We start from the raw sequence: 22,356 nt of genomic DNA on the forward strand, positions 1-22,356 counted from the left end.
CTACTGGAGGCCATCTGCGATGAGGCTTTGGAGCCATCGCTGGGGCGCCGTTCCGCGATTCGTCGGGGCGGCGCTCGTCGCCGTCGGGGCGACCGGCGTACCCGCGATCGCCGCTACGCCAGCGCAGGCTGCCAGCGTCATCCAGCGGCGCGACACCGTACGTGAAGACCAGTGGCAGCTCTCGGAGCTGCGCGCGACACACGCGTGGCGGTACTCGACCGGCGCCAGCGTCACCGTCGCGGTGATCGATTCCGGTGTGGACGGCGGCCACCCCGACCTCGCCGGCCAGGTCCTTCCCGGCATCGACCTGGTGACCGGCAACGGCGATGGGCGCACCGACCCTGTGGGGCACGGCACCACCGTCGCCGGTCTGATCGCCGGACGCAACGACGACCGCGACGGCGTCATGGGGCTGGCGCCCCAAGCCAAGATCCTGCCCGTTCGCGTCCTCGACGCCGACAACCGGTACAACGACGCGCTGATCGTCGCCAAGGGTGTCCGGTGGGCGGTCGACAACGGCGCCAAGGTGATCAACCTGTCGCTCGGCGGCAGCGGCAACAGCCCGGCCCTGGCCGCCGCCATCGACTACGCGTTCGCCCGCGACGTCGTCGTGGTCGCGTGCACCGGCAACATCGCGCCCGACGCGCCCACCGAGGTCTGGTACCCGGCCCGCGAGCCGGGGGTGATCGCGGTCACCGGTCTCGAACGCGAGACCGAGGGCCTCTGGTCCGGCTCCATCACCGGCTCTGCCACCGTGCTCGCCGCCCCTGCCAACGGGTTGATAGGCGCCCGGCCCGGCGGCACGTGGAAGGTACAGGGCACGAGCTTCGCCGCCCCGCTGGTGAGCGCCACCGCCGCGCTGGTTCGCGCCAAGTGGCCCGAGATGACCGCCGCCACCGTGGTCAACCGGCTCATCAAGACCGCCGACGACCTGGGTGCGGTGGGCCGCGACGTCCGGTTCGGGTACGGCCTGGTCGACCCCGTCGCCGCGCTCACCGTTGGCATGTCCACGGTGGAGCGCAACCCTCTGGACAACAACGCCCCGCCCGGCGTGGCTGGGTTCGGCGCCGCCCCCGGCATGGAGGCCGCAAGCGGCACCAGCGGCAACCACACCACGGGTGGCCGGGCGCCCGGCTCCAACGCGGGATGGTCGGCCGAGCCGGCCGGCGAGGTCGAGGAGTCGCGGCGCGGGCTGTTGGTGGGCGGCCTGGTCGCGCTCTTGGTGATCGCCGTGGGTGCCTTCACGGTCCGCCGCTTCTTCCGCACCCGCTAGCTTTCCCATCGCCTTCAGGGCCTGTGTCGCAGTGGGGGCCGGTCGTCGTCTGGGTCCGCCGCGGCCCGGTCATCCGCTTCGACACGGGCCCTAGGCGCAGGCGCCTGTTCCGGTGGCTCGGGTGCGGGACTGGCCTGCCGTTGCCACCGGCGAGGCTTCCTGGGCGCTTACCGCGAACCCGGTGTTCCGGTCGTCGGCGGCCGCCGCGAAGATCACCCCGAGCACCTGACCGTTCGTCCCGACCAGCGGGCCGCCCGAGTTTCCACTCCGCACCAGCGCCCGGATCGTGTAGATCTCCCGGGTCACGTCCTTCGAGTCGTAGATGTCTGGCCCGGTGATGTCGCCGAGGTCGCGGACGCGGGCGGACTGGGCGTTGAACGGCCCGTCGAGCGGGAACCCGAGCACGATCGCGTCCGCGTTGGCCTGGGCGTCGCGCTGCGCGAAGGGCATCACCGGCGCGTCCAGGCCGGGAACGTACAGCACAGCCAGGTCGCGGTTGGGGTCGTAGACGACCACCCGACCGTCGAGCTTTTCATCGCCGATCTCCACCTCGACCGAACGGGTGCCGGCGACCACGTGCGCGTTGGTCATGACGCGCTCTTCGGCGTACACGAAGCCGGAGCCCTCGATACGCCGGGAGCAGCTGGGCGCGGTGCCCAGGACCTTGACCACCGACGGCCGCGCGTTGGCGACCACCCGGGAGCCGGCGAGCCGCGGGTCCGGAGCCGCCACCTCGCGCGCGCGGGTCGGCGACAGCTCGCCGAACACCTCGGGGAAGCCCTGCGTGTCGACAGTCTCGCGGAGCGCTTGCGAGAGGGCCTGAGCCTGCTCGGGCATGACGCGGTTGACGCCGTGCAGGATCGCGCTGTTGCGGACCGAGCTGGCCAGCCAGGGCAGCGACGACGCTCCGAGCGGCACCGCCACGAGCCACGCGACCACGAGTACGGCCAGCACCGAGACGACGGCACCACCGGCGTCGTCGACGCGGCGCCCGACTCGGCTGGTGATGGCGTGCCGTAGGTGGGTGCCGAGCCAGCCGGCCAGGGCCTGTCCGAGCACCGCGAGCCCGAAGATGGCGATGAGCGAAACGACGACGCGTACGGCATCGTCGGCGAACCGCTGGGCCACGAACGGCCCGAGCTGGAGCCCGATCAGGGCACCGCCGAAGAAGCCGGCGAATGACAGCGCACCGATGACAAATCCCTGTCGGTATCCGCTGATCGCGAACAACAGCATGAGCAGCACAAGGGCGACATCGATGGCGGACACGCGTCAAGGGTACGGGGGTCCCGCGAGTACCGGAGCCGACGCGCTAAGCCCATACAAAGCAGCCTCAAAGGCGACCTGTTCAGCTCACCAGATCGGACTCATCGGTGCCGGTGGGCGGAGGGCTGATCGGAATGTCGGCGACCCTGTCGCGGGGCCACGGCCGGGCCCAACCAGCCATCTCCAGGAGTGCGGAGAGGACCCCGGCGGTGAAGCCCCACACCAACATCCCGCGTACTTCGAACGCCGGTCCCATCCACCCGCTCGGATGACGGATCTGGAGCCGGTTGTCGGGGTCGACAAGCTCGGCGATGGGGAGCCGCGCGACGTGCGCCACCTCGGCCGGATCTTTGGGGTGCACCTCGTGCGGCGCGTGCCACCACGCGAGCACCGGCGTGACCACGAAGTCACTGACGGGAATCCACAGCGGAGGCAGGTCGGCGAGCACGGTGACGGAGGCGGGGTCGAGGTCGACCTCCTCCTGTGCCTCGCGCAGGGCGGTGGCGACCGCGTCGGCGTCGCCCGGGTCGCTCGCCCCACCGGGAAATGCGGGCTGCCCGGCGTGGGTGCGCAGCGTCGCCGCCCGCTGGAGCATGAGCACGTCGGGTTCGCCGTCGTGCTCGCCGAGGAGGATGAGAACGGCGCTCGGCCGGCCGCTGTCGGTAGGGGTGGGCAGGCGGGTGAAGTCTTCGACCCGAGCGTTCCGGAGCCGGTCGAGCAGCGGCGCCAACCAGTCGGGCGTCCCGTTGGTGGTCATGCGCCGCCGCCCGCGGCAGAGGGCCAGGGTTGCAGCGAGTGGAGCCGAGCGCCGGCTAGATCTGCGGCACTCATGGGAGCGTCACCCCGAGGTGCTGGGCGGCCAGGGTGGCGAGCGCCGCGTCGTCGAGCGCGGCCGCGTTGTACAGGTGCCGGATCTTGCCTTGCTGGTCGACGAAGAGCGTGACCGGCAAGGGCCGCCCGGAGAGCTTGATGCGGAACCGCTCCGAGCGGTCGTACAGGTTGGGGTAGGTCACGCCGAGGTCTTCGGCGAGCGACCCGCCCGCCTCGCGGGTGTCGTGGGTGTCGACGCCGATGACGTGGACCTTGCCGGCGGCACGCTCGGCGAAGCGCTGGAACGCCGGCATCTCGTCACGGCAGGGCGCGCACCACGAGCCCCACAGGTTGACGACGGCCGGCCCGCGGATGGCGCTCACCTGGACCGTGGCGTCGCCTGTGAAGCAGGGCAGGGCGATGTCGGGCAGCGGCGCGGCGTCGGCCGGTGCCGGTCCTGGGCTGGCGGTCGCCTGAGCCGGCGGCGCGGTCAGCGCGGCACAGTCGGCGAACGGTGCCGGAGCGGCCTTCGGCGCCGGCTCCGGGTCGTCGGAGCATCCGGCGAGCAGCAGCGCCACCATCAGGGCGCAGGCGACCCGCTTCACGGTGCCTCCGGCTCGGTCACCGCCTTGGCGGGCACCAACTCCGGGTCGACACCGGCCACGGCGGCAAGATCGCGGGCGCGCGGACCCTTGAGCAGCTTGGCCGCGGCGGCGGCCTCGGTGGGTCCGGTGCCGTACGCCGGGCAGAGCTTGGTGAGAGTACAGGCACCGCAGGCCGGCTTGCGAGCATGGCAGACCCGCCGGCCGTGGAAGATCACCCGGTGGGAGAGCATCGTCCACTCACGCTTCTCGATCAGCGCCCCCACGGCGTGCTCGATTTTGACGGGGTCGGAATCGGCGGTCCACTCCCACCGCCGGACGAGCCGCTGGAAGTGCGTGTCGACGGTGATGCCCGGCACGTCGAAGGCGTTGCCGAGCACGACGTTGGCCGTCTTGCGGCCGACGCCCGGCAGCGTGACCATCTCCGCCAGCGTGCGCGGCACCTCCCCACCGAACCGGTCGCGGATCGCCGCCGACAGCCCCATCGCCGACTTGGTCTTGGCTCGGAAGAAGCCGGTCGGCTTGAGGATCTGCTCGACGTCTTCGGGGTTGGCCGCGGCCAGGTCCTCGGGGGTGGGGTACTTGGCGAACAGCGTGGGCGTGGTCAGGTTGACCCGGACGTCGGTGGTCTGTGCCGACAGCACGGTGGCGATCAGCAACTGGAAGGCGTTCTCGAAGTCGAGCTCGCAGTGCGCGTCGGGGTGGGTCTCTTCCAGCAGGCGCGCCATCTTCCGGGCACGCCGCTTCCGCGACAAGTCACTCTCAGTACGGGCCACGGCGAAAGAGTACGCTGTGCGGGTTTGTCCTCGCTCCGCTCGGACGGCTCAGCCGGCTGCGGGAGCGGTGATCTTGCCCTTGCTGTCAAGCTTGGCGCCGGTGGTCGGGAAGTCCGCCTTGCTGAGCTGGGCCACCTGCTTGGCGCCCCGGTGCGCGTTGTCCATGGTCGGCAGGCCGGCGCTGTTCATGGCCGTCGAGATGAGCTGGCCGCTGGCGAACGCGCCGTCCGGTGTCACCGAGACCTTGAGCACACCACCGAGCCCGAGCACCCCGTTGCCGCTCAACGTCTTGCCGCCGCCCGCGAAGTTGCCCAGGCTGTACGCGATCAGCCGGTCCTTGTAGAACTCCATGCCGCGCAGCACGTGCGGGCCGTGCCCCACGATCAGATCGGCGCCCGCGTCGATCATCGCGTGCGAGAACTTGATCGGGTCGCCCCTATTTTCCCCGAGGAAGAGCTCGGTGCCTGGCTTGACGTGGGTCTTGTCGGAGCCTTCGGCACCCATGTGCACCTGGACGACCACCACGTCCGCCATGGTCGCGGCCTTCTTGACGACCTCGGCGGCCTCGTCGATGTCGGTGAGGCTGTTCGACCACGGGTACGAGGAGAAGCCGGCCACGGCGACCGATACGCCTTCGACGTCGACCACGGTGATCTCGTCTGGGGCGCCGGTGTGCTTGAGCCCGTGGTCCTTCAGTGCCTTCTGGGTGTTGCGGTACCCCGCCGCCCCGTAGTCGTTGCCATGGTTGTTGGCCTGGTTGAGCAGCTCGAAGCCGGCTTCCTTCAGGTGTGCCGCGTACGACGGCGGGGCCCGGAACTGGAAGCAGCGGGTGGAGTTGGCGCTGCACTTGCCGGCGCCGGTGTCGTCGGTGAGCGGCTCTTCGAGGTTGCCCATCACGAGGTCGGCCGCGAGCGCGGACTTGACCGCGTTGAAGAAGCCCTTGCCGCCGCCGGCGGGAAGCCTGTTGGGCGCGTTGCCCATGATGATGTCGCCGGTGGCCGACATCGAGATGGTGGCCGGCGGCGCCTCGGCGGACCGGGTCGGGGAGGGCGCGGCCGATCCGGAAGGCTCCTGGACCGCGTCGCCCTGCCAGAGTGGCGCCCCGGACCCGTCGTCGCGGTTGGCGACGAAGGCCACAGCGGCGAGACCGACTCCGAGCAGCACAGCGACGACCGCGAGCACAGCGAGGATGGGACGCCGTGTGCGGCCGGAACGCTCGTGCGGCCCGGGGTAACTCATCGTTACGCGACGATACCGGCCACCCGCAAGGCCAGCGAACTACTGATTTCGGTCGGACCAGGGCATCCCGGACCCCTTGCCGGTGCCGCCGCCTGATCGGACGGCCGCATGGACCGAACGGGCGATCCGGCCTCCCCATTCCGAGCGCGGACCGCCGTAAGCGGCAGCCGGGCCGTCCGGCGGACACACCACGCAGACCGCGTCGGTGGCCGTACCCGTGGCGGCGACGCCGAGGTCCCACAGCGCCTGCGCCTTCGCCTCGGTAGCCGTGGCCACCGCGTTGACCAGCGCGCCCTCGGACAGCCGCACGGGCACGGCGACCACGATATTGACGGTGCCGACGCGCGACGAATCGGCGTCGGGTGCCGCCGCCCAGATGGGAGCACCGAGCCCCACGGTGGCCCACACCCGAACCCCCTCGTCCGCGGCGGTGACCACCTCCGCGACGTCTACGCCTGTCATCAGGCCGACGCCGGGTCCCTCGAACCCCAACTCGGCCGCCAACTCACACAGGTGTGCGTCCGGATCGTCCCGGTCATACCACATTGGTACGGTAGCGTTGATGATCCACTGACGGAGCCCGATACCACCACCGAGCGGCGCGGACGAGATGGCCAACAACGGGCGGCCGATCCGCCAGGCCAGCAGCGGGATGTTCCGGCCGTCCTCGTGACGGTCTCCAAGGATCGGCTCCAGCACCACCTGCTGGACTTTACGATCAAGATTCCGGGGGTGCACGCCCGGACATCTCCGACGTGCGCCTAGACTTACTGCGCGCGCGACTCACCGGCTGATATGCCGGTAAGTGACCGGATGCGCAGGCGGAGGTGCGGTATGGACGAGGTACTGGCCCGCAGTGGGATCTTCCAGGGCGTCGACCCGGAGGCGGCGGAAGCGCTCGCCAAAGAGATGGAGACGATCGAGACCCGTAAGGGCGAGGTGGTCTTCAACGAGGGCGAGCCTGGCGACAGCCTCTACATTGTGCTGTCCGGCAAGATCAAGCTTGGTCGGCGTGCCGCCGACGGCCGGCAGAACCTCATCTCCGTCATGGGTCCGTCCGACATGCTGGGCGAGCTGTCACTGTTCGACCCGGGCCCGCGCACCGCGACGGCCACCGCGGTCACCGACACGCGCCTCGCCCGCCTTCGCAAGCAGGCGCTGCGGCCGTGGCTCAACAACCGGCCCGAGATCGCCGAGCAACTGCTGAGGGTCCTGGCCCGCAGGCTGCGCCGCACCAACGACGCGCTGGCCGACCTGATCTTCACCGATGTGCCCGGCCGGGTCGCGAAAAACCTGCTCCAGATGGCCGGCAGGTTCGGCACCCGCGACGGCGGCGTCCTCCGGGTGACCCACGACCTCACTCAGGAGGAGCTGGCCCAGCTGGTCGGCGCCTCCCGCGAGACCGTCAACAAGGCGCTCGCCGACTTCGCGTCGCGCGGCTGGCTGCGCCTCGACGGCAAGAGCGTGATCATCCTCGACCCGGAACGCTTGGCCCGCCGCGCCCGCGTCTGACCCCGGCTAGCCGGTGGCGGGCAGGTCATACGTGCCCGGCGGGGCGCCACGATCAGCCCTGCCACCCCGTATCCGCGCGTACGCCCAGCGTGAAAACAAGCAGGCTTGACTGTTTGTTTTGACGAGGGCAGGCTGTGGGTGTGTCGGTTCGTACCCCTCAACAGGAGCGCAGCCGCGCCACTCAGGCCCGCCTTCTGGAGTCCACCGTGGAGTGCCTCGTCGAGCGCGGCTGGTCGGGCACCACGACGACCGTTGTCGCGGCACGGGCCGGCGTCTCGCGCGGTGCCCAGCTGCACCACTACCCCACCAAGTCCGAGTTGGTGATGGCCGCGGTCGAGCACCTGGCCGAGCGGCGCGCCGCGGAGATCCGGCAGGAGGCGGCCCTCCTGCCCGCCGGTCCGCAACGGCTCGACCGGGTCGTCGACATGCTGGCCGCGGCGTTCACCGGCCCGCTCTACGTGGCCGCCCTGGAGGTGTGGGTGGCCGCCCGCACCGACCCCGACCTGCGGGCGGCGCTCATCCCGCTCGAAGCCCGCGTTGGCCGGGAGATGCACCGGCTCGCGGTCGACCTGCTCGGCGCCGACGAGCGCGCGCCCGGCGTACGGGAAGCCGTTCAGGCCACCCTCGACCTGCTGCGCGGGCTCGGCGTGGCCAACCTGCTCTCCGACGACACGGCCCGCCGCCAGGCACTGCTCACGGTCTGGAAAAAACAGCTGGCCGCGCTTCCCGGCCTCGCCTACGGCTCGGCGGCTCGCGCGCCTCTAAGCCGCTCACACATTCTCTGAGAGGAGACGACGCCCATGGCCGACCTCGGCGGACTGCTCGCCGACCTCGCCGACGAGTCGGCCGACTTGGACGCCCGGGTCGGTCCGCTGCCGGACGCGCACTGGACCCGGCTGACGCCCGCCGACGGCTGGACCATCGCGCACCAGATCGCCCACCTCACGTGGACCGACCACATCGCGCTGCTGGCAGCCACCGACGTCGATGCGTTCTACGCCTCGCTCGCCTATGCCGCGACCGACCCTGACCACTTCATCGACCGCGGCGCCGAGGAGTTCCTGGCGCCGACGCCCGAGCTGCTGGCCCGCTGGCGCACCGGCCGGGCGGCACTCGCCGACGCGCTCAAGGCGACGCCACCGGGCACGCGGCTGCCCTGGTACGGCACCGAGATGTCGGCGGCGTCGATGGCGACCGCACGGATCATGGAGACGTTCGCGCACGGCCAGGACATCGCGGACACGCTCGGCCATCGCAAGGTGCCGACCCCACGCCTGCGGCACGTGGCGCACCTCGGCTTCCGCACCCTCGCCCACAGCTTCCGCAGTCACGGCCGCCCGGCCCCCGAGGCGCCGGTCCGGGTCGAGCTGGTCGGGCCCGACGGCCTCTGGACGTACGGTCCCGCCGACGCCGCCGACCGGGTGACCGGCCCGGCGCTCGACTTCTGCCTGCTCGTCACGCAGCGCCGACACCGCGCCGACCTGGCCCTGATGGCCACCGGTCCGGTCGCCGACGAGTGGCTCGACATCGCACAGGCCTTCGCCGGTCCTCCAGGCACCGGCCGTCGACCAGCCGGCCAGCAGAGCCTGCCGTGATCCGCATCGGCAACGCGTCCGGCTTCTACGGCGACCGCTTCGCCGCGTGGCGGGAGATGCTCGACGGCGGCCCGCTCGACGTGCTGACCGGCGACTACCTGGCCGAGCTGACCATGCTGATCCTCGGACGGGACCGCCTGAAGGACCCGTCGCTCGGGTACGCCCGCACCTTCCTGCGGCAGATGGAGCAGTGCCTCGGCACCGCGCTCGACCGCGGCATCCGCGTCGTGACCAACGCCGGTGGGCTCAACCCGGAGGGGTTGGCAGCCGCGCTCGGCTCGCTCGCCACGCGGCTCGGCCTCCACGCGCACATCGGGTACGTCGCCGGCGACGCCACCGAGCGCGAGGGTGCCCACTCGGCGGCGCTGACAGCCAACGCGTACCTGGGCGCGTTCGGCATCGCGTCGTGCCTGAAGGCCGGGGCGGACGTCGTGGTGACCGGCCGGGTCACCGACGCGTCCCTGGTGGTGGGGCCGGCGATCGCGCACTTCGGCTGGGGACGCACCGACTTCGACGCGCTGGCGGGCGCCACCGTCGCCGGCCACGTGCTGGAGTGCGGGGCACAGGCCACCGGTGGCAACTTCAGCTTCTTCACCGAGCTGCCCGACGGCGGCCGGCGGCCGGGCTTCCCGATCGCCGAGGTGCACGCCGACGGATCCAGTGTGATCACCAAGCACCCCGGCACCGGCGGCGCGGTCACCGTCGACACCGTGACCGCGCAGCTGGTGTACGAGGTGGGCGGGCCGGCGTACCTCGGGCCGGACGTGGTGACCCACCTCGACTCGATCACGCTGGCGCCCGACGGTCCAGACCGGGTGCGCGTCACCGGGGTCCGGGGCTCGCCCCCGCCTCCCACCCTCAAGGTCGGCGTCAACACGCTCGGCGGTTTCCGCAACGCGATGACGTTCGTACTGGTCGGGCTCGACATCGACGCCAAGGCGGCACTCGTGCGTGCCCAGCTCGAAGCCGCGGTCGGCATCGACGGGCTGGCGTTCACGCTGACGCGTACCGACGACGGCGCGTTGCTGCGGGCGCAGATCCACGACGCCGATCCCAAGCGGGCCGGCCGGATGTTCTCGACGGCCGCGGTCGAGCTGGCCCTGGCCTCCTACCCGGGCTGCTTTCTCACCACGCCACCCACCGACGCCACGCCCTACGGGATCTTCACGGCCGACGCGGTGCCCCAGCGCGAGCACGTGGCCCTCCACCCCGACGGGGCACGGACAGCGATCTCCCCACCCACGGTTACCGCCGCGCCTCCAGAGGCGGCGAACGTTCCGGGCGGCCCCTCGCGGGGGTCGCCGCCCCGCGAGGTGGGCACCCGGTCGGGTGACAAGGGCACGGACGCCAACGTCGGCGTTTGGGTGCGCTCCGACGAGGATTACACCCGGCTGCGCGGCTGGCTGACCGTCGACCGGTTCGCCGAGCTTCTGCCCGAAACCGCTGGTCTGCCCGTGGAACGGTATGAGCTGCCCAACCTGCGGGCGGTCAACTTCTTGATACGCGGTCTGCTGGCACCGCCCGCCCAGGTGGATCCGCAGGCCAAGGGGTTGGGCGAACTGTTGCGTGCCCGGATAGCGGATCTGTCCCGTGTCGCCGCGGGCGAGCCGCTCGTTACGGAGGTGGCGCGGCGTACGACTGGGCCGGCGCGCGCGTCCGAAATCAACGCGAACCAGATGGGGGTCTGAGCCATGGCCGTCCTGGACACCACCATCGACCCGCGCACCGCGTCGTACCTGGAAAACCGGGCCGTGATGCTGGAGCGGCTCGCGGACCTGGAGGCCGCGCTCGACAGTGCCCGTGGGGGTGGCGGCGAGAAGTACGTGACCCGTCACCACGCCAGGGGCAAGCTGTTGCCGCGGGAACGGATAGAGCTGCTGGTCGACCAGGACGCCCCGTTCCTCGAACTGTCGAGCGTCGCCGCGTGGGGCACCGACTATCCGGTCGGCGGGAGCGTGGTTACCGGCATCGGCGTGGTCGAAGGCGTCGAGTGCGTGATCGTCGCGAACGACCCGACCGTGCGGGGCGGAGCCGTCAACCCGTACGCCCTCAGGAAGACCCAGCGGGCCGGCGAGATCGCGCTGGCGAACCGCCTGCCCCTGGTCAACCTGGTCGAGTCCGGCGGCGCCGACCTGCCCAGCCAGGCCGAGATCTTCATTCCCGGCGGCCGGGTGTTCCGCGACCTGACCCGGCTGTCCGCCGCGGGCATCCCCACGATCAGCGTGGTCTTCGGCAACGCGACCGCCGGTGGCGCGTACGTGCCCGGCATGTCGGACTACACGGTCATGGTGCGCAACCAGGCCAAGGTGTTCCTGGCCGGGCCGCCGCTGGTGCGCATGGCGACGGGCGAGATCACCGACGACGAGTCGCTGGGTGGTGCGGCGATGCACGCGACCCGGTCCGGGCTCGCCGACTTCATCGCGGAGGACGAGCGCGACGGCATCCGCCTCGCGCGCCGGTGCGTGCGCCGCCTCAACTGGCGCAAGGCGTCCGGCCCGCGCAACTCGCTGCCCGCGCCGCCCAAGCACGACCCGGAAGATCTGATCGCCATCGCAAGCGCCGACCTCAAGGTGCCGTTCGACCCGCGCGAGGTCCTCGCACGGGTACTGGACGGCAGCGAGTTCGACGAGTTCAAGCCGGGGTACGGCACCGCGCTGGTCACCGGCTGGGGTGAGCTGCACGGGTACCCGATCGGCGTGCTGGCCAACGCGCGCGGCGTGCTCTTCTCCGAGGAGTCGCAGAAGGCGGCCCAGTTCATCCAGCTCGCGAACGCCTCCACCACGCCGCTGCTGTTCCTGCAGAACACGACCGGATACATGGTCGGCGCGGAGTACGAGCAGCGCGGCATCATCAAGCACGGCGCCCTGATGATCAACGCGGTCGCCAACTCGAGGGTGCCGCACCTGACCGTCAACCTCGGCGCGTCGTACGGTGCCGGCAACTACGGCATGTGCGGCCGGGCGTACGACCCGCGCTTCCTGTTCAGCTGGCCGAACGCGAAGTCGGCCGTGATGGGCCCGGCGCAGCTGGCCGGCGTGCTGTCGATCGTGGCCCGGCAGGCGGCCGAGGCCAAGGGCCAGCCGTACGACGAGGACGCCGACAAGGCGATGCGCGCCATGGTCGAGCGGCAGATCGAGACCGAGTCGGCGGCGCTGTTCCTCTCCGGCCGGCTGTACGACGACGGCGTCATCGACCCGCGCGACACCCGGACGGTGCTCGGGCTCAGCCTGTCTGCGATCCACAGTGGACCGATCGAGGGCGCCGCCGGGTTCGGCGTCTTCCGGATGTGAGGGGTGGCCACAATGATCCGACGACTCCTGGTGGCCAACCGCGGTGAGATCGCGCGCAGGATCTTCGCGACGTGCCGGCTGATCGGCATCGAGACGGTCGCCGTCTACTCGGACGCGGACGCCGACGCGCCACACGTCGCCGAGGCGGACTACGCGGTACACCTGCCTGGCAACGCACCGACCGCTACATACCTGCGCGGCGACCTGATCGTGGCCGCGGCCCGCAAGACGGGCGCGGACGCCGTGCACCCCGGGTACGGCTTTCTGGCCGAAAACGCGGACTTCGCCGCCGCGGTGGCCGACGCCGGACTCACCTGGGTCGGCCCGCCGGCCAAGGTGATCCAGCTGATGGGCTCCAAGATCGAGGCTAAGGCGCGGCTGGGTGACGCGGGCGTGCCGATACTGCCCACGTACCTCGATCCGGAGCAGGTCACCGAGTTCCCGGTGATGGTCAAGGCGTCCGCGGGCGGCGGCGGCCGCGGCATGCGCATCGTCCGCGAAGCCGAGTCGCTCGCCGAGGCGGTGGCGTCCGCACGGCGCGAGGCAGCCGGCGCGTTCGGCGACGGCACGGTCTTCTGCGAGAAGTACGTCGAGCGCGCCCGCCACGTCGAGGTGCAGATCTTCGCAGACACGCACGGCAACATCGTGCCGTTCGGCGAGCGCGAGTGCTCGATCCAGCGCCGGCACCAGAAGCTCATCGAGGAGACGCCGTCGCCCGCGGTCACCCCGCAGATGCGCGAGGACCTGTGCAGCGCAGCGGTGGCGGCCACCCGCGCGGTCGGGTACGTCGGCGCCGGCACCGTGGAGTTCCTGCTCACGCCGGACGGCGAGTTCTACTTCCTGGAGATGAACACCAGGCTCCAGGTCGAACACGGCGTCACCGAGTGCGTGTCCGGTGTGGACCTGGTGCAGCTCCAGCTCCTCGTGGCCGAAGGGCTGCCCCTGCGGTTGACAGGCAGCGCGCCGCCAATCCGCGGCCACGCCATCGAGGTACGGCTGTGCGCGGAGGACCCGGCATCCGCCTGGATGCCCGCGACCGGCACGCTGCACCGGTTCCGGGTGCCCGAGGTGACCGGCGAGTTCCGGGCGCTGTCCCAGCCGGGCCTGCGGCTCGACTCCGGCGTGCGGGACGGTTCCGTCATCGGCGTGCACTACGACTCGACGCTCGCCAAGCTGATCGCCTGGGCGCCTACCCGGCACGAGGCAGCACGCGCCCTCGCCTCGGCGCTGACCCGTAGCGAGATCCACGGCCTCGCCACCAACCGCGATCTGCTGGTGCGCGTCCTGCGCCACCAGGCGTACCGGTCCGGCGACATCGACACCGGCTTCCTCGACCGGTACACCGAGGTCTTCGCGCCGCTGCTGTCCTCTGTGGACGCGGTTCGCGTGTCGTGCCTCGCGGCCGCGTTGGCTGGTGCGGCGGCCCGCCGGGCGGACGCCACCGTGTTGCACTCGCTGCCGTCAGGATGGCGCAACGTGCCGTCCGGCGCGCAGACCACCGTCTACAACGGGCCGGCCGGGCCGGTTGAGGTCGGGTACCGGCTGCACCGCACCGGCGACCTCGCGAGCTGGTGGGTCCGCGCCGTCGATCCGGAGGAGCTCGATCTGGCCGGCCTCGGCCAGGCACCGGTGACCAACGACCACCCGGCGGTGGCTATCGTCAGCGCCGAACCGCACCGCGTGGTGCTCGACCTCGCCGGCATCCGGCTCACGTTCCGGGTGCACCGCGTGGGCGCCGCCTCCTACGTGGATAGCCCGGAAGGCTCGGTCACCCTCGCCGAGCTGCCACGCTTTCCCGAGCCGGCGGCCGATCTGACCGACGGCTCACTCCTCGCACCGCTGCCCGGCGCCGTCAGCCGGGTGCTCGTGGTGCCCGGCCAGCGGGTCGACGCCGGCGAGTTGCTCATGACCCTCGAAGCGATGAAGTTGGAACACCCCGTACACGCACCGGCCGCTGGCGTCGTCACCTCGATCCCCGTGAGCGCCGGCGCACAGGTCGACACCGGAACGATACTGGCGGTCCTCACCCCCGAGTAGGTCTACTGTGGACTTCGATCTCACCCCTCAACAGTCCGATCTCCGCGACGCCGTGGCGGCCCTTGGCCGCCGCTACGGCCACGACTACTTCGTGGCCAAGGCGAAAGCGGGCCAGTACACCACAGAGCTGTGGGACGAGGCCGGCAAGCTCGGGTACCTCGGCGTGAGCGTCCCCGAGGAGTACGGCGGCGGTGGCGGCGGCATCACCGAGCTGGCCATCGTCTGCGAAGAGCTGGCCGCGGCGGGCTGCCCGCTGCTGCTTCTCGTGGTCTCGCCGGCCATCGTGGCCACCGTGATCGCCCGGCACGGCACCGACGAGCAGCGGAGCCGCTACCTGCCGGGATTCGCCGACGGGTCGCTGAAGGTCGCGTTCGCGATCACCGAACCGGAGGCGGGGTCGAACTTCCACAAGCTCGGCACCGTCGCCCGGCGGGACGGCGACGACTGGCTGATCTCCGGTCGAAAGTGCTTCATCTCCGGCGTCGAGGAGTCGGCGTACGTGCTGGTGGTTGCCCGCGTCGCGAGTGGCGACCGGCTCCACCCCGCGCTCTTCCTCGCACCGGTCGACGCGCCCGGCCTCACGAAGTCCAAACTGGACATGGAGATCGTGTCGCCGGAAAACCAGTGGCTGCTGTACCTGGACGACGTGCGGGTGCCGGCCGAAGCGTTGATCGGTGGCGTCGAGGCGGGCCTGCCCGCGCTGTTCGCCGGGCTCAACCCAGAGCGGATCACGGTCGCCGCCATGGGCGCCGGCACCGCCCGGTACGCCCTCGGGCGGGCCAGCGCATACGCGTCCACCCGGCAGGTCTGGGGCAGGCCGATCGGGACGCACCAGGCTGTCGCGCATCCGCTGGCGCACGCCACGGTGCAGGTCGACCTGGCCAGGCTGATGATCGCCAAGGCGGCGACCCTGTACGACGCCGGGCGCGACCTGGAGGCAGGCGTCGCGGCCAACATGGCGAAGTACGCGTCGGCGGAGGCGGCGGCGCTGGCCGTGGACACGGCCATCCAGGTGCACGGCGGGAACGGCATGACGACGGAGTACGGCGTGGCGACGCTGCTCGGCGCGGTGCGGGCCGGCCGGATCGCCCCGGTCAGCCGCGAGATGATCCTGAACTTCGTGGCCCAGCACGTCTTGGACCAGCCGCGCTCATATTGAGCAGGTGGCGCCGTTGACCGTGCACGACGACGGGGTGTCGCCGCTGCCGACGCGGTCGTAGTGGAACCGCAGGGGAACGGAGCTCCTCCCGTTCACCGGCACCCCGCTGGTGAAGATGTAGGTGTCGCCGGAGCGCCGCATCGAGCCCTGCGGCGCGCCTTCCACCCAGAACGTACGCAGGTTGCCCACGTTCGATGGGAACCGCAGCCGCACCGTCCAGTGCTGCGGGCTGCTCTCCCTGTTCGACACCAGCACCTCGCCGATGAACGAGTCGCCGAACGAGTCGAGCACCTGGTAGCGGCCGGTGACGGTGGTCTGCGGTGGTTGCGGGACGGCAGGCGGCGACTTCTCCTCCGGGTCGGGTGGCGTCTCGCGGCCGGGCGTGGTGCGCACCGGCGCGGCAGGGCGCGTGGGCACGACCGAAGCGGACGGCGTCACCGCGGGCGTCGAGGGTGGTGGCGCGGTGGGCTCCGGATCGTCCGGCACGGCGAACTCGATCGGGGGCGGCAGCGCACCCGGCTCAGCCGCTGTCGAGTCGCCGGCCGAATCCGGCCGGAGCGACAGCACGATCGAGATCACCATGAGCCCGATCATCAACGCGACGCCGAACAGCGTCGGTATCCAGGGCAGCACTTCGACCGCGGTCGGCTTGCGAACCGCGAACAGACGTCGTAACCCGGGCACAGCGGCTCCCCACGCAGACGTTCTCCGCAGGGTGACATACGTATGAGCTGCGGATTTGGATCAACGGTCTCAGCGACTGAGTGTGTGACCAGTCAGCGCATCGGTCCCCTTGCCCGCGAGACACCGGAAATCGCCCTCACCGGGCAGCACCTCGAACTTCCAGCCCTCGGGGCTGAAGATCAGTGTCGTCTGCGAGAACGTGAACCGGCTGCACAGCGCGCGCACGGCGGGATCGGCCTTGATCTTGGCGAGGCCGGCGCTGGCGAGGGCGGGCGGCAGGTCACCGACCGCGTAGGTCTCCCAGGTGTGCCGGCGCGTGCAGGGCACCTGCTCGGCACGGGCCCTGCCGCCGGTGGTGCTGACCGGTCCGTAGCACTCCTCGGCCTGCGGGCAGCGCCCGCCGTTCAGCGGCACCAGGCAGCCAGGGAGCGCGCCACCCGCCGACAGCGAGGTGGCCGCGATGACGGGCTCACTCGTGGGCGTGGCGGTGGGCGAGGCCGTCGGATCTGGGTTGCCCACGGCATACCAGGTGCCCGCCGCTACCGTCAGCGCCACCACCAGCGCGGCCAGGCCGGCAAGCCACCACCGTAGGCGCCCCCGCCCGCGCTTCGACGGCACGGTCGGCGTGCTGTCGTCGCCCTGGGCGGGCGTGGGCGGCGAGTAGTTGCGCGAGACGTACACGCCCTGCCCGCTGGGCTTCCGCGGCGGCGCGTGAGCGGGTGCCAGCGACACCTCGGCCAGCGAGTCGCGCAGCTCCGCGGCCGAGGGCCGCGCGGTGGGATCGTTGGACATCCCGTGGCGCAGGAGCTCCATCAGGGCCGGTGGCGTGCCGGGCAGGTCCGGAACGGGCTGGTTGAAGAGCTCCACCAGCGTGATCAGGCTCGGGTTTCGGTCTTCGTGCCAGCGCGGCGGCTTGCCGCGCATCACCGCGTACAAGGTGGCGCAGAGGGCGTACACGTCGACGGCCGGCGAGGGTGCGCTGTGCCGGAACATCTCCGGCGGCGCGTAGGCCGGCGTGAGCACCTCGAGGGTCACCGACGAGTCTCGGGTCTCGGCGAGGATCGCGAGCCCGAAGTCGGCCAGCGCCGGCTCGCCGAACCGGCTTAACAGGATGTTGGCCGGCTTGACGTCGCGGTGCAGGACGCCGAGCTGGTGGGCGTCGGCCAGCGCGTCGGCGATCTTCACGCCGACCTCGCGCGCCTCGGCGGGGGTGAGCGGCGACTTGCGCATGCGCTCGGCGTACGAGCCGTCGCACAGCTCCATGATCAGGTAGGGGTGCTGGTCGGCGGTCACACCAGCGTCGAAGAGGTCGACGACGTGCGGGTGGGACGACATCCGCCCGGCGGCGCGCGCCTCGCGCAGGAAACGGCGCTGGTCGCGCTCGTTGTCGAGGGTGCGGTTCTCCACCTTGACGGCGACCTCACGGGCCACCGAGACCTGGGTGGCGCGGTAGACGGTCGCGTATCCCCCACGGGCTAAGACCGACAATTCAGACAGACCCGGCACAACCGGTAGCGGAAGCGCGCCAGGACGGGTGTCGGTCACGCGTAAGAAGGTACCGAAGACAGCGCGCGACCGGTCAGGCACCGCCGCCCGCAGCCGCCGCCAAGCGAAGGGGCCTGTGAGGGCACGCCGCCCGAACGCCAGTTAGCTCAGTCATGGCGCCGTCTGCACGCCGGCCAGGCGTTCGCGGACGGCGTCTGCGCCGGCACGCTCGCCGAGCCGCTGCGTAGAGTACGCCAGCCGGACCGCCTCGTCGGCTGCCGCCACCGCCTCGTCGTGCTGGCCGGTGGCGGCCAGCGCCTCGGCCAGTACCTCGGAGGCCGTCACGCAGCTGCGCACGTCTTCCGCCGGCACCGCGATCGCCCGCCTGGCCCAGTCGAGCGCCTGCTCCGGCCGCCCATTGGCCAGCAGCGCGGCCGCATAACTGGCCAGCGCCTGCCGCCGCGAGAAGAGCAGTGCCGGCCCCTTCGCCGTGGTGGCGATCGGTGCGAGCAGCCCCACCGCGGTGGCCGTGTCGCCGGACAGCAGCCGCGCCCGGGCCAGCAGCACCCGCGGCCCCACCTGCGCCGGCGCGAGCGGATTGTGCGGCTCGACGCTGGTGATCACGGCCTGCGCGTCGCACTCCGCGCCAGCGGCGTCGCCACGCTCCAGCGCCACGAACCCGCGCATCGTGCCGGCAATGCCCGTCAGCAGCGGGTGCGCGATCCGCTCCGCGTATCCAAGAGCGTCGGTGAGCAGGTCGATCGCGTGCTCCGGCTCGCCCAGCCCTCGCGCGATCGCGCCCCGCACCACGAGGGCGAACCCGCGCCCCCAGTCGTCTTGCGCGGCGTCGAACTCCCGGTAGGCCTGGCGGGCCTCCCGGTCGGCCTCGGTCAGGTCGCCCATCTCCGCTGCGGCGAACGCCTCGACCGCGCGCAGCGTGCCCACCGCCCACGCCTCGCCGACGCGCTCGCCGAACGGCAGGAACACGCGGGCCAGCCGGCGAGCCTCGGCCAGCCGGCCGGCGAGCAGCCGCGCGAACGCCGTCGTGCCGCGCAACCACGCCCGCCCCGTCGGGTCGCCCAGCTCCGCGAAGAGCCGGGCGGCACGCCCGAGGACCGCGTCGGTGCCGGCAAAGTCGCCCCGCGTGGTGGTCACCCAGGCAAGGTCCTGCAGCGACCAGGCCTGACCGAGCCGGTCGCCGGCGGCCAGGTCGACCTGGTACGCCCCGGCGAACCGGCTGCTCGCCTGGGCCAGCCGCCCGCGCAGGTAGTCGGCCATGCCGAGCCGCCGCATCGCCTCGGCGCGCGGGCCGGGCAGCCCCGCTTCTGTGGCCACCTGCAGGGACTCCTGCCAGGCCTGCCGAGCCCGCGCCGGCTCGCCGAGCACCCGATGCGCGCGGCCGATGACCAGCAGCGCGCCCGCCCTGCACGCGGCGTCGTCACCGGAGTTCGCGGCGATCTTCTCGGCGTACGCCAAGGCGTCGCCCGAGCGGCCGGTCTGGAGCAGGGCGCGTGCGAGCACGAGCCGGTCGGCGCCGGGCAGCCCGTCACGGGCCAACCGGGCGGCGCGCTCGGCGTGCTCGACGGCGAGGGTCGGCTCGCCCTGCGCCAGCGAGCGCCGGGCGGCCCGTCCCAGGGCGGCGACACCGAGCGGCATGACGGTGCGGGCGGACGCGTCGGGTCGCAGGCTGACCGCGTCGGCGAGCGCCGCCGCCGCCTCGACGTGATCGGCGATGAACGCGTCGCGGTCGGCCGCCGACATCCCGCCGAACCCGCCGATGCGATGGGCGTGCACGGCGCCGTTGGCGGGCGCGGCCCACTGGGCCAGCGCGGCGTGCCGCTCGGCAAGGTCGGCCTTGCCGATGCCGGCGTACGCCGCCTCGCGCATCAGCGGGGTGGGGAACGCGTATCCGTCGCGGGTGCGCCGCAGCATCCGGCGCTGGAGCAGCTCGTCGACGGCGCGTTCAAGCTCGACGGCCGCTACCGCCGTCGGGCGGCCCGACCGTCCGCTGCCCCGCTCGCGTAGCGCCTCCAGGGTGCCGCCGGGCACCGTGTCGCCGATGACCGCGGCGTCGCGGAGGACTCCCCGCGCGTCGGCCGGAAGCGCGTCGATGCGGGCAGCCAGCACGGCGGCGAGGTCACGGGAGAGCAGCCGGGTGCCCAGCGAGCCGGGCGCGAGCCGCCACATCCCGCCGCCCCGGCCGGCCGGGGTCAGCGCGCCACGCTCCATCAGAAGCGTGACCAGCTCGGCCAGGTAGAACGCGTTGCCCTGGGCGGTGGCGAGCAGCCGGTCGGTGTCGGGCTGCGGCAGCTTGCCACCGCCCAGGTAAGACGTCAGGAGCCGGGCCGCGTCGGAGCCCCGCAGCGGTGGCAAGGTGTGCGCCTCCGCCTCGGAGAGCCGGGTCAGCGCGCCCGCGGTGCGGACCAGCTCGGGGCGCCCCAGCAGCAGCACCAGCACCGGGCCGCTCAGGCGCGCGAGGGTCACGCCCAGCGCGTCGACCGTCTCGGGCGTGGCGTCGTGCAGGTCGTCGACGATCACCAGCAGTGGCGTCTCGCCGGCCAGCGCGGTGAGCAGCTGCGCCACCGCCACCGGCATCGCCTGCGCGTCGGGCCCTGGCCCGTCGGGGCTCCACTCCGCCACGCCGGCGGGGACGCCGTGGGCGGTCGGCATCTCCCCGTACCCCATCAGCGTCAGCAGCAGCTCGACGGCGATCGGCGGGGCCTCGGCATCCGGCTGCGACCGGGCCAGTCGCTGGCCGAGCCGCTTGAGCCGCTCCTCGGCAACCGTGCGGGTGACCGCCGTGGCCGCGTCGCGGGGCAGGCCGATGGCCGTGCGCACGAGGTCGGCGAGCGGGGCCAGCCGGCGGCGCTCGCCGAACGCGGCACAGCGCACCGACAGCACCCGGGCACCCGTGCGCGCCGCGTACCGGCCGGCGCCGACGTCGTATCCGGCGGCGAACCGCTCGGCCTCGCCCGCGAACCGGGTCTTGCCGATGCCCGCCTCGGCGGTCAATACGAGCACTCGCGGCTGCTCGCTCTCGATGACCTCGGCGAGCCGGCCCGCGAGCCGCCCGATCTCGGCGTCCCGCCCGACGAACGGCGCCTCGTCGCCGAGGCCCGACCGCGTGCCGGGTGCGTCGTGCAGCCCCAGCAGCTCGTATGCCTGCACCGGCTCGCGCTTGCCTTTGAGGCGCAGCGGCCGGAGCTCGCGCCACGAGGCCACCCGCCGGGTCGCGCTGGAGGTGCTGGCGCCCGCGTACACCGCACCGACGGCGGCCGCGTCGGCGAGCCGGGCCGCCGTGTTGACCGTGTCGCCGATGACCGTGTACTCGATCGAGGCCTGGATGCCGGCGACCACGTCGCCGGTGTTGAGCCCGACCCGAAGCCCGAGCGGGGCGCCGCCGCCGCGCTCGTCGTCGAGCACCCGGCGGACCGCGCGCTGCATGCTGAGAGCCGCGCGCACCGCCCGCTCGGCGTCGTCTTCGTGGGCCACGGGCGCGCCGAAGACCGCCATGATTCCGTCGCCGGTGAGCTTGTCGACGTGCCCACCGAAGGTCTTGACCGCCCCGGCCAGCGCCGCCAGCACCCGGTCGGTGACAGCGCCGACCCGCTCCGGGTCGAGGTCTTCGGACCAGGACGTGAAGTCGGAAAGGTCGCCGAACAGCACGGTCACGACCCGACGCTCGGCGGCGGGCAGCGTGGCGGCTGCGGGCAGCGCGGCACCACAGTTGTGGCAGAAGCGCGCGTTGGGCACCGCGACGGTGCCGCACACCGGGCAGGTCACGGTGAGTCCAACCACACTTGGCCGGAATCCGATTCCCCGTCGGCGACCCCGAGATACGCCAGTTGGGCCCGTACCGACCATTCGGCCGCCGGCCACAGCGAGCGGTCGACGTCGGCATAGACCTTTGCCACGACATCGGGCGCGCTGCGTGCCCCCTCGACTACGGCCTGTCGTACCTGCTCGAGCCGGGCCTTGCGGTGCGCCAGGTAGAACCGGGCCGCGGCGGCGCAGTCGGCCAGCGCCGGCCCGTGCCCCGGCAGCGCCGGCACTCCCTCGTACGCCGAAAGTCGCTCCAAGCTCGCCAGGTAGTCACCCAGGTCGCCGTCGGGCCAGGCGACCACGGTGGTGCCCCGGCCCAGGATCGTGTCGCCGGTGAAGACGGCCCGCTCGCCACCCGCCTCGATCTCGAAGCAGACCGAGTCGCGGGTGTGCCCGGGCGTCGACACCGCGCGGATGTCCAAGCCGAAGCCGCCCAGGCTCTCATCGGTGTCGAGCGGCTCGACCCCGATGCAGTGCTCCCGGCTGGCCGCGATCACACCGCAGCCGCCCAAGCGCTCGGACAGGGCCCGGGCGCCCTCGACGTGATCGGGATGCCCGTGCGTGATCAGGACGAAACCGACCGGCGCGTGCGCGGCGACAGCATCCAGGTGCCCGTCGTCGAGCGGCCCCGGGTCGATCACCACCGCGTGCTCCTCACCAGGCACGCGCAGGATCCAGGTGTTGGTGCCGTCGAGCGTCATCACGCCCGGGTTGGGCGCGCGGATAAGCGTCACCCAGCCCGGCGCCTCGTCAGCCAGCGCCCCCGCCGGCGCCGTGACATGCCCCACCATGCCAGCGATGGTACG

The 22,356-nt window shown here is 72.3% G+C and carries 18 protein-coding genes; 8 read left to right on the top strand and 10 right to left on the bottom strand.

Annotation, left to right across the window (positions count from 1 at the left end):
- The first annotated feature begins 19 nt into the window (after window positions 1-19).
- Window positions 20-1,273, top strand: a complete 1,254-nt coding sequence (mycP, locus tag V6V89_RS21675) for a type VII secretion-associated serine protease mycosin (protein ID WP_334621019.1) — start codon at window positions 20-22, stop codon at window positions 1,271-1,273.
- Window positions 1,274-1,363: 90 nt separating this feature from the next.
- Here mycP and V6V89_RS21680 read toward each other — a convergent pair whose 3' ends face one another.
- The 6 genes from V6V89_RS21680 to V6V89_RS21705 all read right to left on the bottom strand — a co-directional run bounded on the left by V6V89_RS21680 (window position 1,364) and on the right by V6V89_RS21705 (window position 6,668).
- Window positions 1,364-2,542 (bottom strand): MarP family serine protease, encoded by a 1,179-nt coding sequence (locus V6V89_RS21680; protein ID WP_334621020.1) that lies wholly within the window; start codon window positions 2,540-2,542, stop codon window positions 1,364-1,366.
- 79 nt (window positions 2,543-2,621) lie between these two features.
- A complete protein-coding gene (locus V6V89_RS21685; RefSeq protein WP_334621021.1) occupies window positions 2,622-3,296 on the bottom strand; it encodes an NUDIX hydrolase in 675 nt (224 codons plus the stop codon).
- A gap of 70 nt (window positions 3,297-3,366) precedes the next feature.
- Window positions 3,367-3,954, bottom strand: a complete 588-nt coding sequence (locus tag V6V89_RS21690) for a TlpA family protein disulfide reductase (RefSeq protein WP_334621022.1) — start codon at window positions 3,952-3,954, stop codon at window positions 3,367-3,369.
- Complete coding sequence (gene nth / locus V6V89_RS21695) at window positions 3,951-4,727, bottom strand: endonuclease III (protein ID WP_334621023.1); 777 nt, start codon at window positions 4,725-4,727, stop codon at window positions 3,951-3,953. The genes V6V89_RS21690 and nth overlap by 4 nt, the downstream gene beginning before the upstream one ends.
- Window positions 4,728-4,775: 48 nt before the next feature.
- Entirely contained in the window at window positions 4,776-5,966 is a 1,191-nt protein-coding gene (locus V6V89_RS21700; protein WP_334621024.1) for a CapA family protein, read from the bottom strand.
- 39 nt (window positions 5,967-6,005) lie between these two features.
- Window positions 6,006-6,668, bottom strand: a complete 663-nt coding sequence (locus V6V89_RS21705; RefSeq protein WP_334621026.1) for an adenosylcobinamide amidohydrolase — start codon at window positions 6,666-6,668, stop codon at window positions 6,006-6,008.
- 132 nt (window positions 6,669-6,800) lie between these two features.
- On the opposite strand from V6V89_RS21705, the gene V6V89_RS21710 reads away from it, so the two are divergent.
- From V6V89_RS21710 to V6V89_RS21740, 7 genes are all read left to right on the top strand, one after another.
- Window positions 6,801-7,478 carry a Crp/Fnr family transcriptional regulator gene (locus V6V89_RS21710; RefSeq protein ID WP_173057568.1) on the top strand — a complete coding sequence of 226 codons (678 nt, stop codon included), beginning with the start codon at window positions 6,801-6,803 and terminating at the stop codon, window positions 7,476-7,478.
- Window positions 7,479-7,612: 134 nt separating this feature from the next.
- Window positions 7,613-8,263: a TetR/AcrR family transcriptional regulator gene (locus tag V6V89_RS21715; RefSeq protein WP_442935194.1), complete on the top strand. Its 651-nt coding sequence runs from the start codon at window positions 7,613-7,615 to the stop codon at window positions 8,261-8,263.
- 15 nt (window positions 8,264-8,278) lie between these two features.
- Window positions 8,279-9,073 carry a TIGR03084 family metal-binding protein gene (locus V6V89_RS21720; protein WP_334621029.1) on the top strand — a complete coding sequence of 265 codons (795 nt, stop codon included), beginning with the start codon at window positions 8,279-8,281 and terminating at the stop codon, window positions 9,071-9,073.
- A gap of 56 nt (window positions 9,074-9,129) precedes the next feature.
- Complete coding sequence (locus tag V6V89_RS21725; RefSeq protein ID WP_442935196.1) at window positions 9,130-10,761, top strand: acyclic terpene utilization AtuA family protein; 1,632 nt, start codon at window positions 9,130-9,132, stop codon at window positions 10,759-10,761.
- Between the two features lie 3 nt (window positions 10,762-10,764).
- Entirely contained in the window at window positions 10,765-12,363 is a 1,599-nt protein-coding gene (locus V6V89_RS21730) for an acyl-CoA carboxylase subunit beta (RefSeq protein ID WP_334621031.1), read from the top strand.
- Between the two features lie 12 nt (window positions 12,364-12,375).
- Entirely contained in the window at window positions 12,376-14,400 is a 2,025-nt protein-coding gene (locus tag V6V89_RS21735; protein ID WP_334621033.1) for an acetyl/propionyl/methylcrotonyl-CoA carboxylase subunit alpha, read from the top strand.
- 7 nt (window positions 14,401-14,407) lie between these two features.
- Window positions 14,408-15,559: an acyl-CoA dehydrogenase family protein gene (locus V6V89_RS21740; protein WP_334621034.1), complete on the top strand. Its 1,152-nt coding sequence runs from the start codon at window positions 14,408-14,410 to the stop codon at window positions 15,557-15,559.
- Here the strand turns inward: V6V89_RS21740 and V6V89_RS21745 are convergent.
- The 4 genes from V6V89_RS21745 to V6V89_RS21760 form a co-directional block, all read right to left on the bottom strand.
- Window positions 15,551-16,243, bottom strand: a complete 693-nt coding sequence (locus V6V89_RS21745) for a hypothetical protein (RefSeq protein WP_334621035.1) — start codon at window positions 16,241-16,243, stop codon at window positions 15,551-15,553. The genes V6V89_RS21740 and V6V89_RS21745 overlap by 9 nt on opposite strands.
- A 69-nt stretch (window positions 16,244-16,312) precedes the next feature.
- Window positions 16,313-17,788: a protein kinase domain-containing protein gene (locus V6V89_RS21750; RefSeq protein ID WP_334621037.1), complete on the bottom strand. Its 1,476-nt coding sequence runs from the start codon at window positions 17,786-17,788 to the stop codon at window positions 16,313-16,315.
- A 111-nt stretch (window positions 17,789-17,899) separates the two neighbouring features.
- A complete protein-coding gene (locus V6V89_RS21755; protein WP_334621057.1) occupies window positions 17,900-21,511 on the bottom strand; it encodes an adenylate/guanylate cyclase domain-containing protein in 3,612 nt (1,203 codons plus the stop codon).
- On the bottom strand, window positions 21,508-22,341 hold the full coding sequence (locus tag V6V89_RS21760) for an MBL fold metallo-hydrolase (protein ID WP_334621038.1): 834 nt from the start codon (window positions 22,339-22,341) through the stop codon (window positions 21,508-21,510). The genes V6V89_RS21755 and V6V89_RS21760 overlap by 4 nt, the downstream gene beginning before the upstream one ends.
- Window positions 22,342-22,356: the final 15 nt, after the last annotated feature.

It is taken from the genome of Micromonospora sp. CPCC 206061 (assembly GCF_036906915.1).
Taxonomy (GTDB): Bacteria; Actinomycetota; Actinomycetes; order Mycobacteriales; family Micromonosporaceae; genus Phytohabitans.

Bases quoted from the DNA above. Each gene is read 5' to 3' on its own strand.
- V6V89_RS21730 (WP_334621031.1), top strand. From the start codon at position 10,765: ATGGCCGTCCTGGACACCACCATCGACCCGCGCACCGCGTCGTACCTG.
- V6V89_RS21685 (WP_334621021.1), bottom strand. From the start codon at position 3,296: ATGACCACCAACGGGACGCCCGACTGGTTGGCGCCGCTGCTCGACCGG.
- V6V89_RS21720 (WP_334621029.1), top strand. From the start codon at position 8,279: ATGGCCGACCTCGGCGGACTGCTCGCCGACCTCGCCGACGAGTCGGCC.
- V6V89_RS21735 (WP_334621033.1), top strand. From the start codon at position 12,376: ATGATCCGACGACTCCTGGTGGCCAACCGCGGTGAGATCGCGCGCAGG.
- V6V89_RS21725 (WP_442935196.1), top strand. From the start codon at position 9,130: ATGCTCGACGGCGGCCCGCTCGACGTGCTGACCGGCGACTACCTGGCC.
- V6V89_RS21710 (WP_173057568.1), top strand. From the start codon at position 6,801: ATGGACGAGGTACTGGCCCGCAGTGGGATCTTCCAGGGCGTCGACCCG.
- mycP (WP_334621019.1), top strand. From the start codon at position 20: ATGAGGCTTTGGAGCCATCGCTGGGGCGCCGTTCCGCGATTCGTCGGG.
- V6V89_RS21700 (WP_334621024.1), bottom strand. From the start codon at position 5,966: ATGAGTTACCCCGGGCCGCACGAGCGTTCCGGCCGCACACGGCGTCCC.
- V6V89_RS21760 (WP_334621038.1), bottom strand. From the start codon at position 22,341: ATGGTGGGGCATGTCACGGCGCCGGCGGGGGCGCTGGCTGACGAGGCG.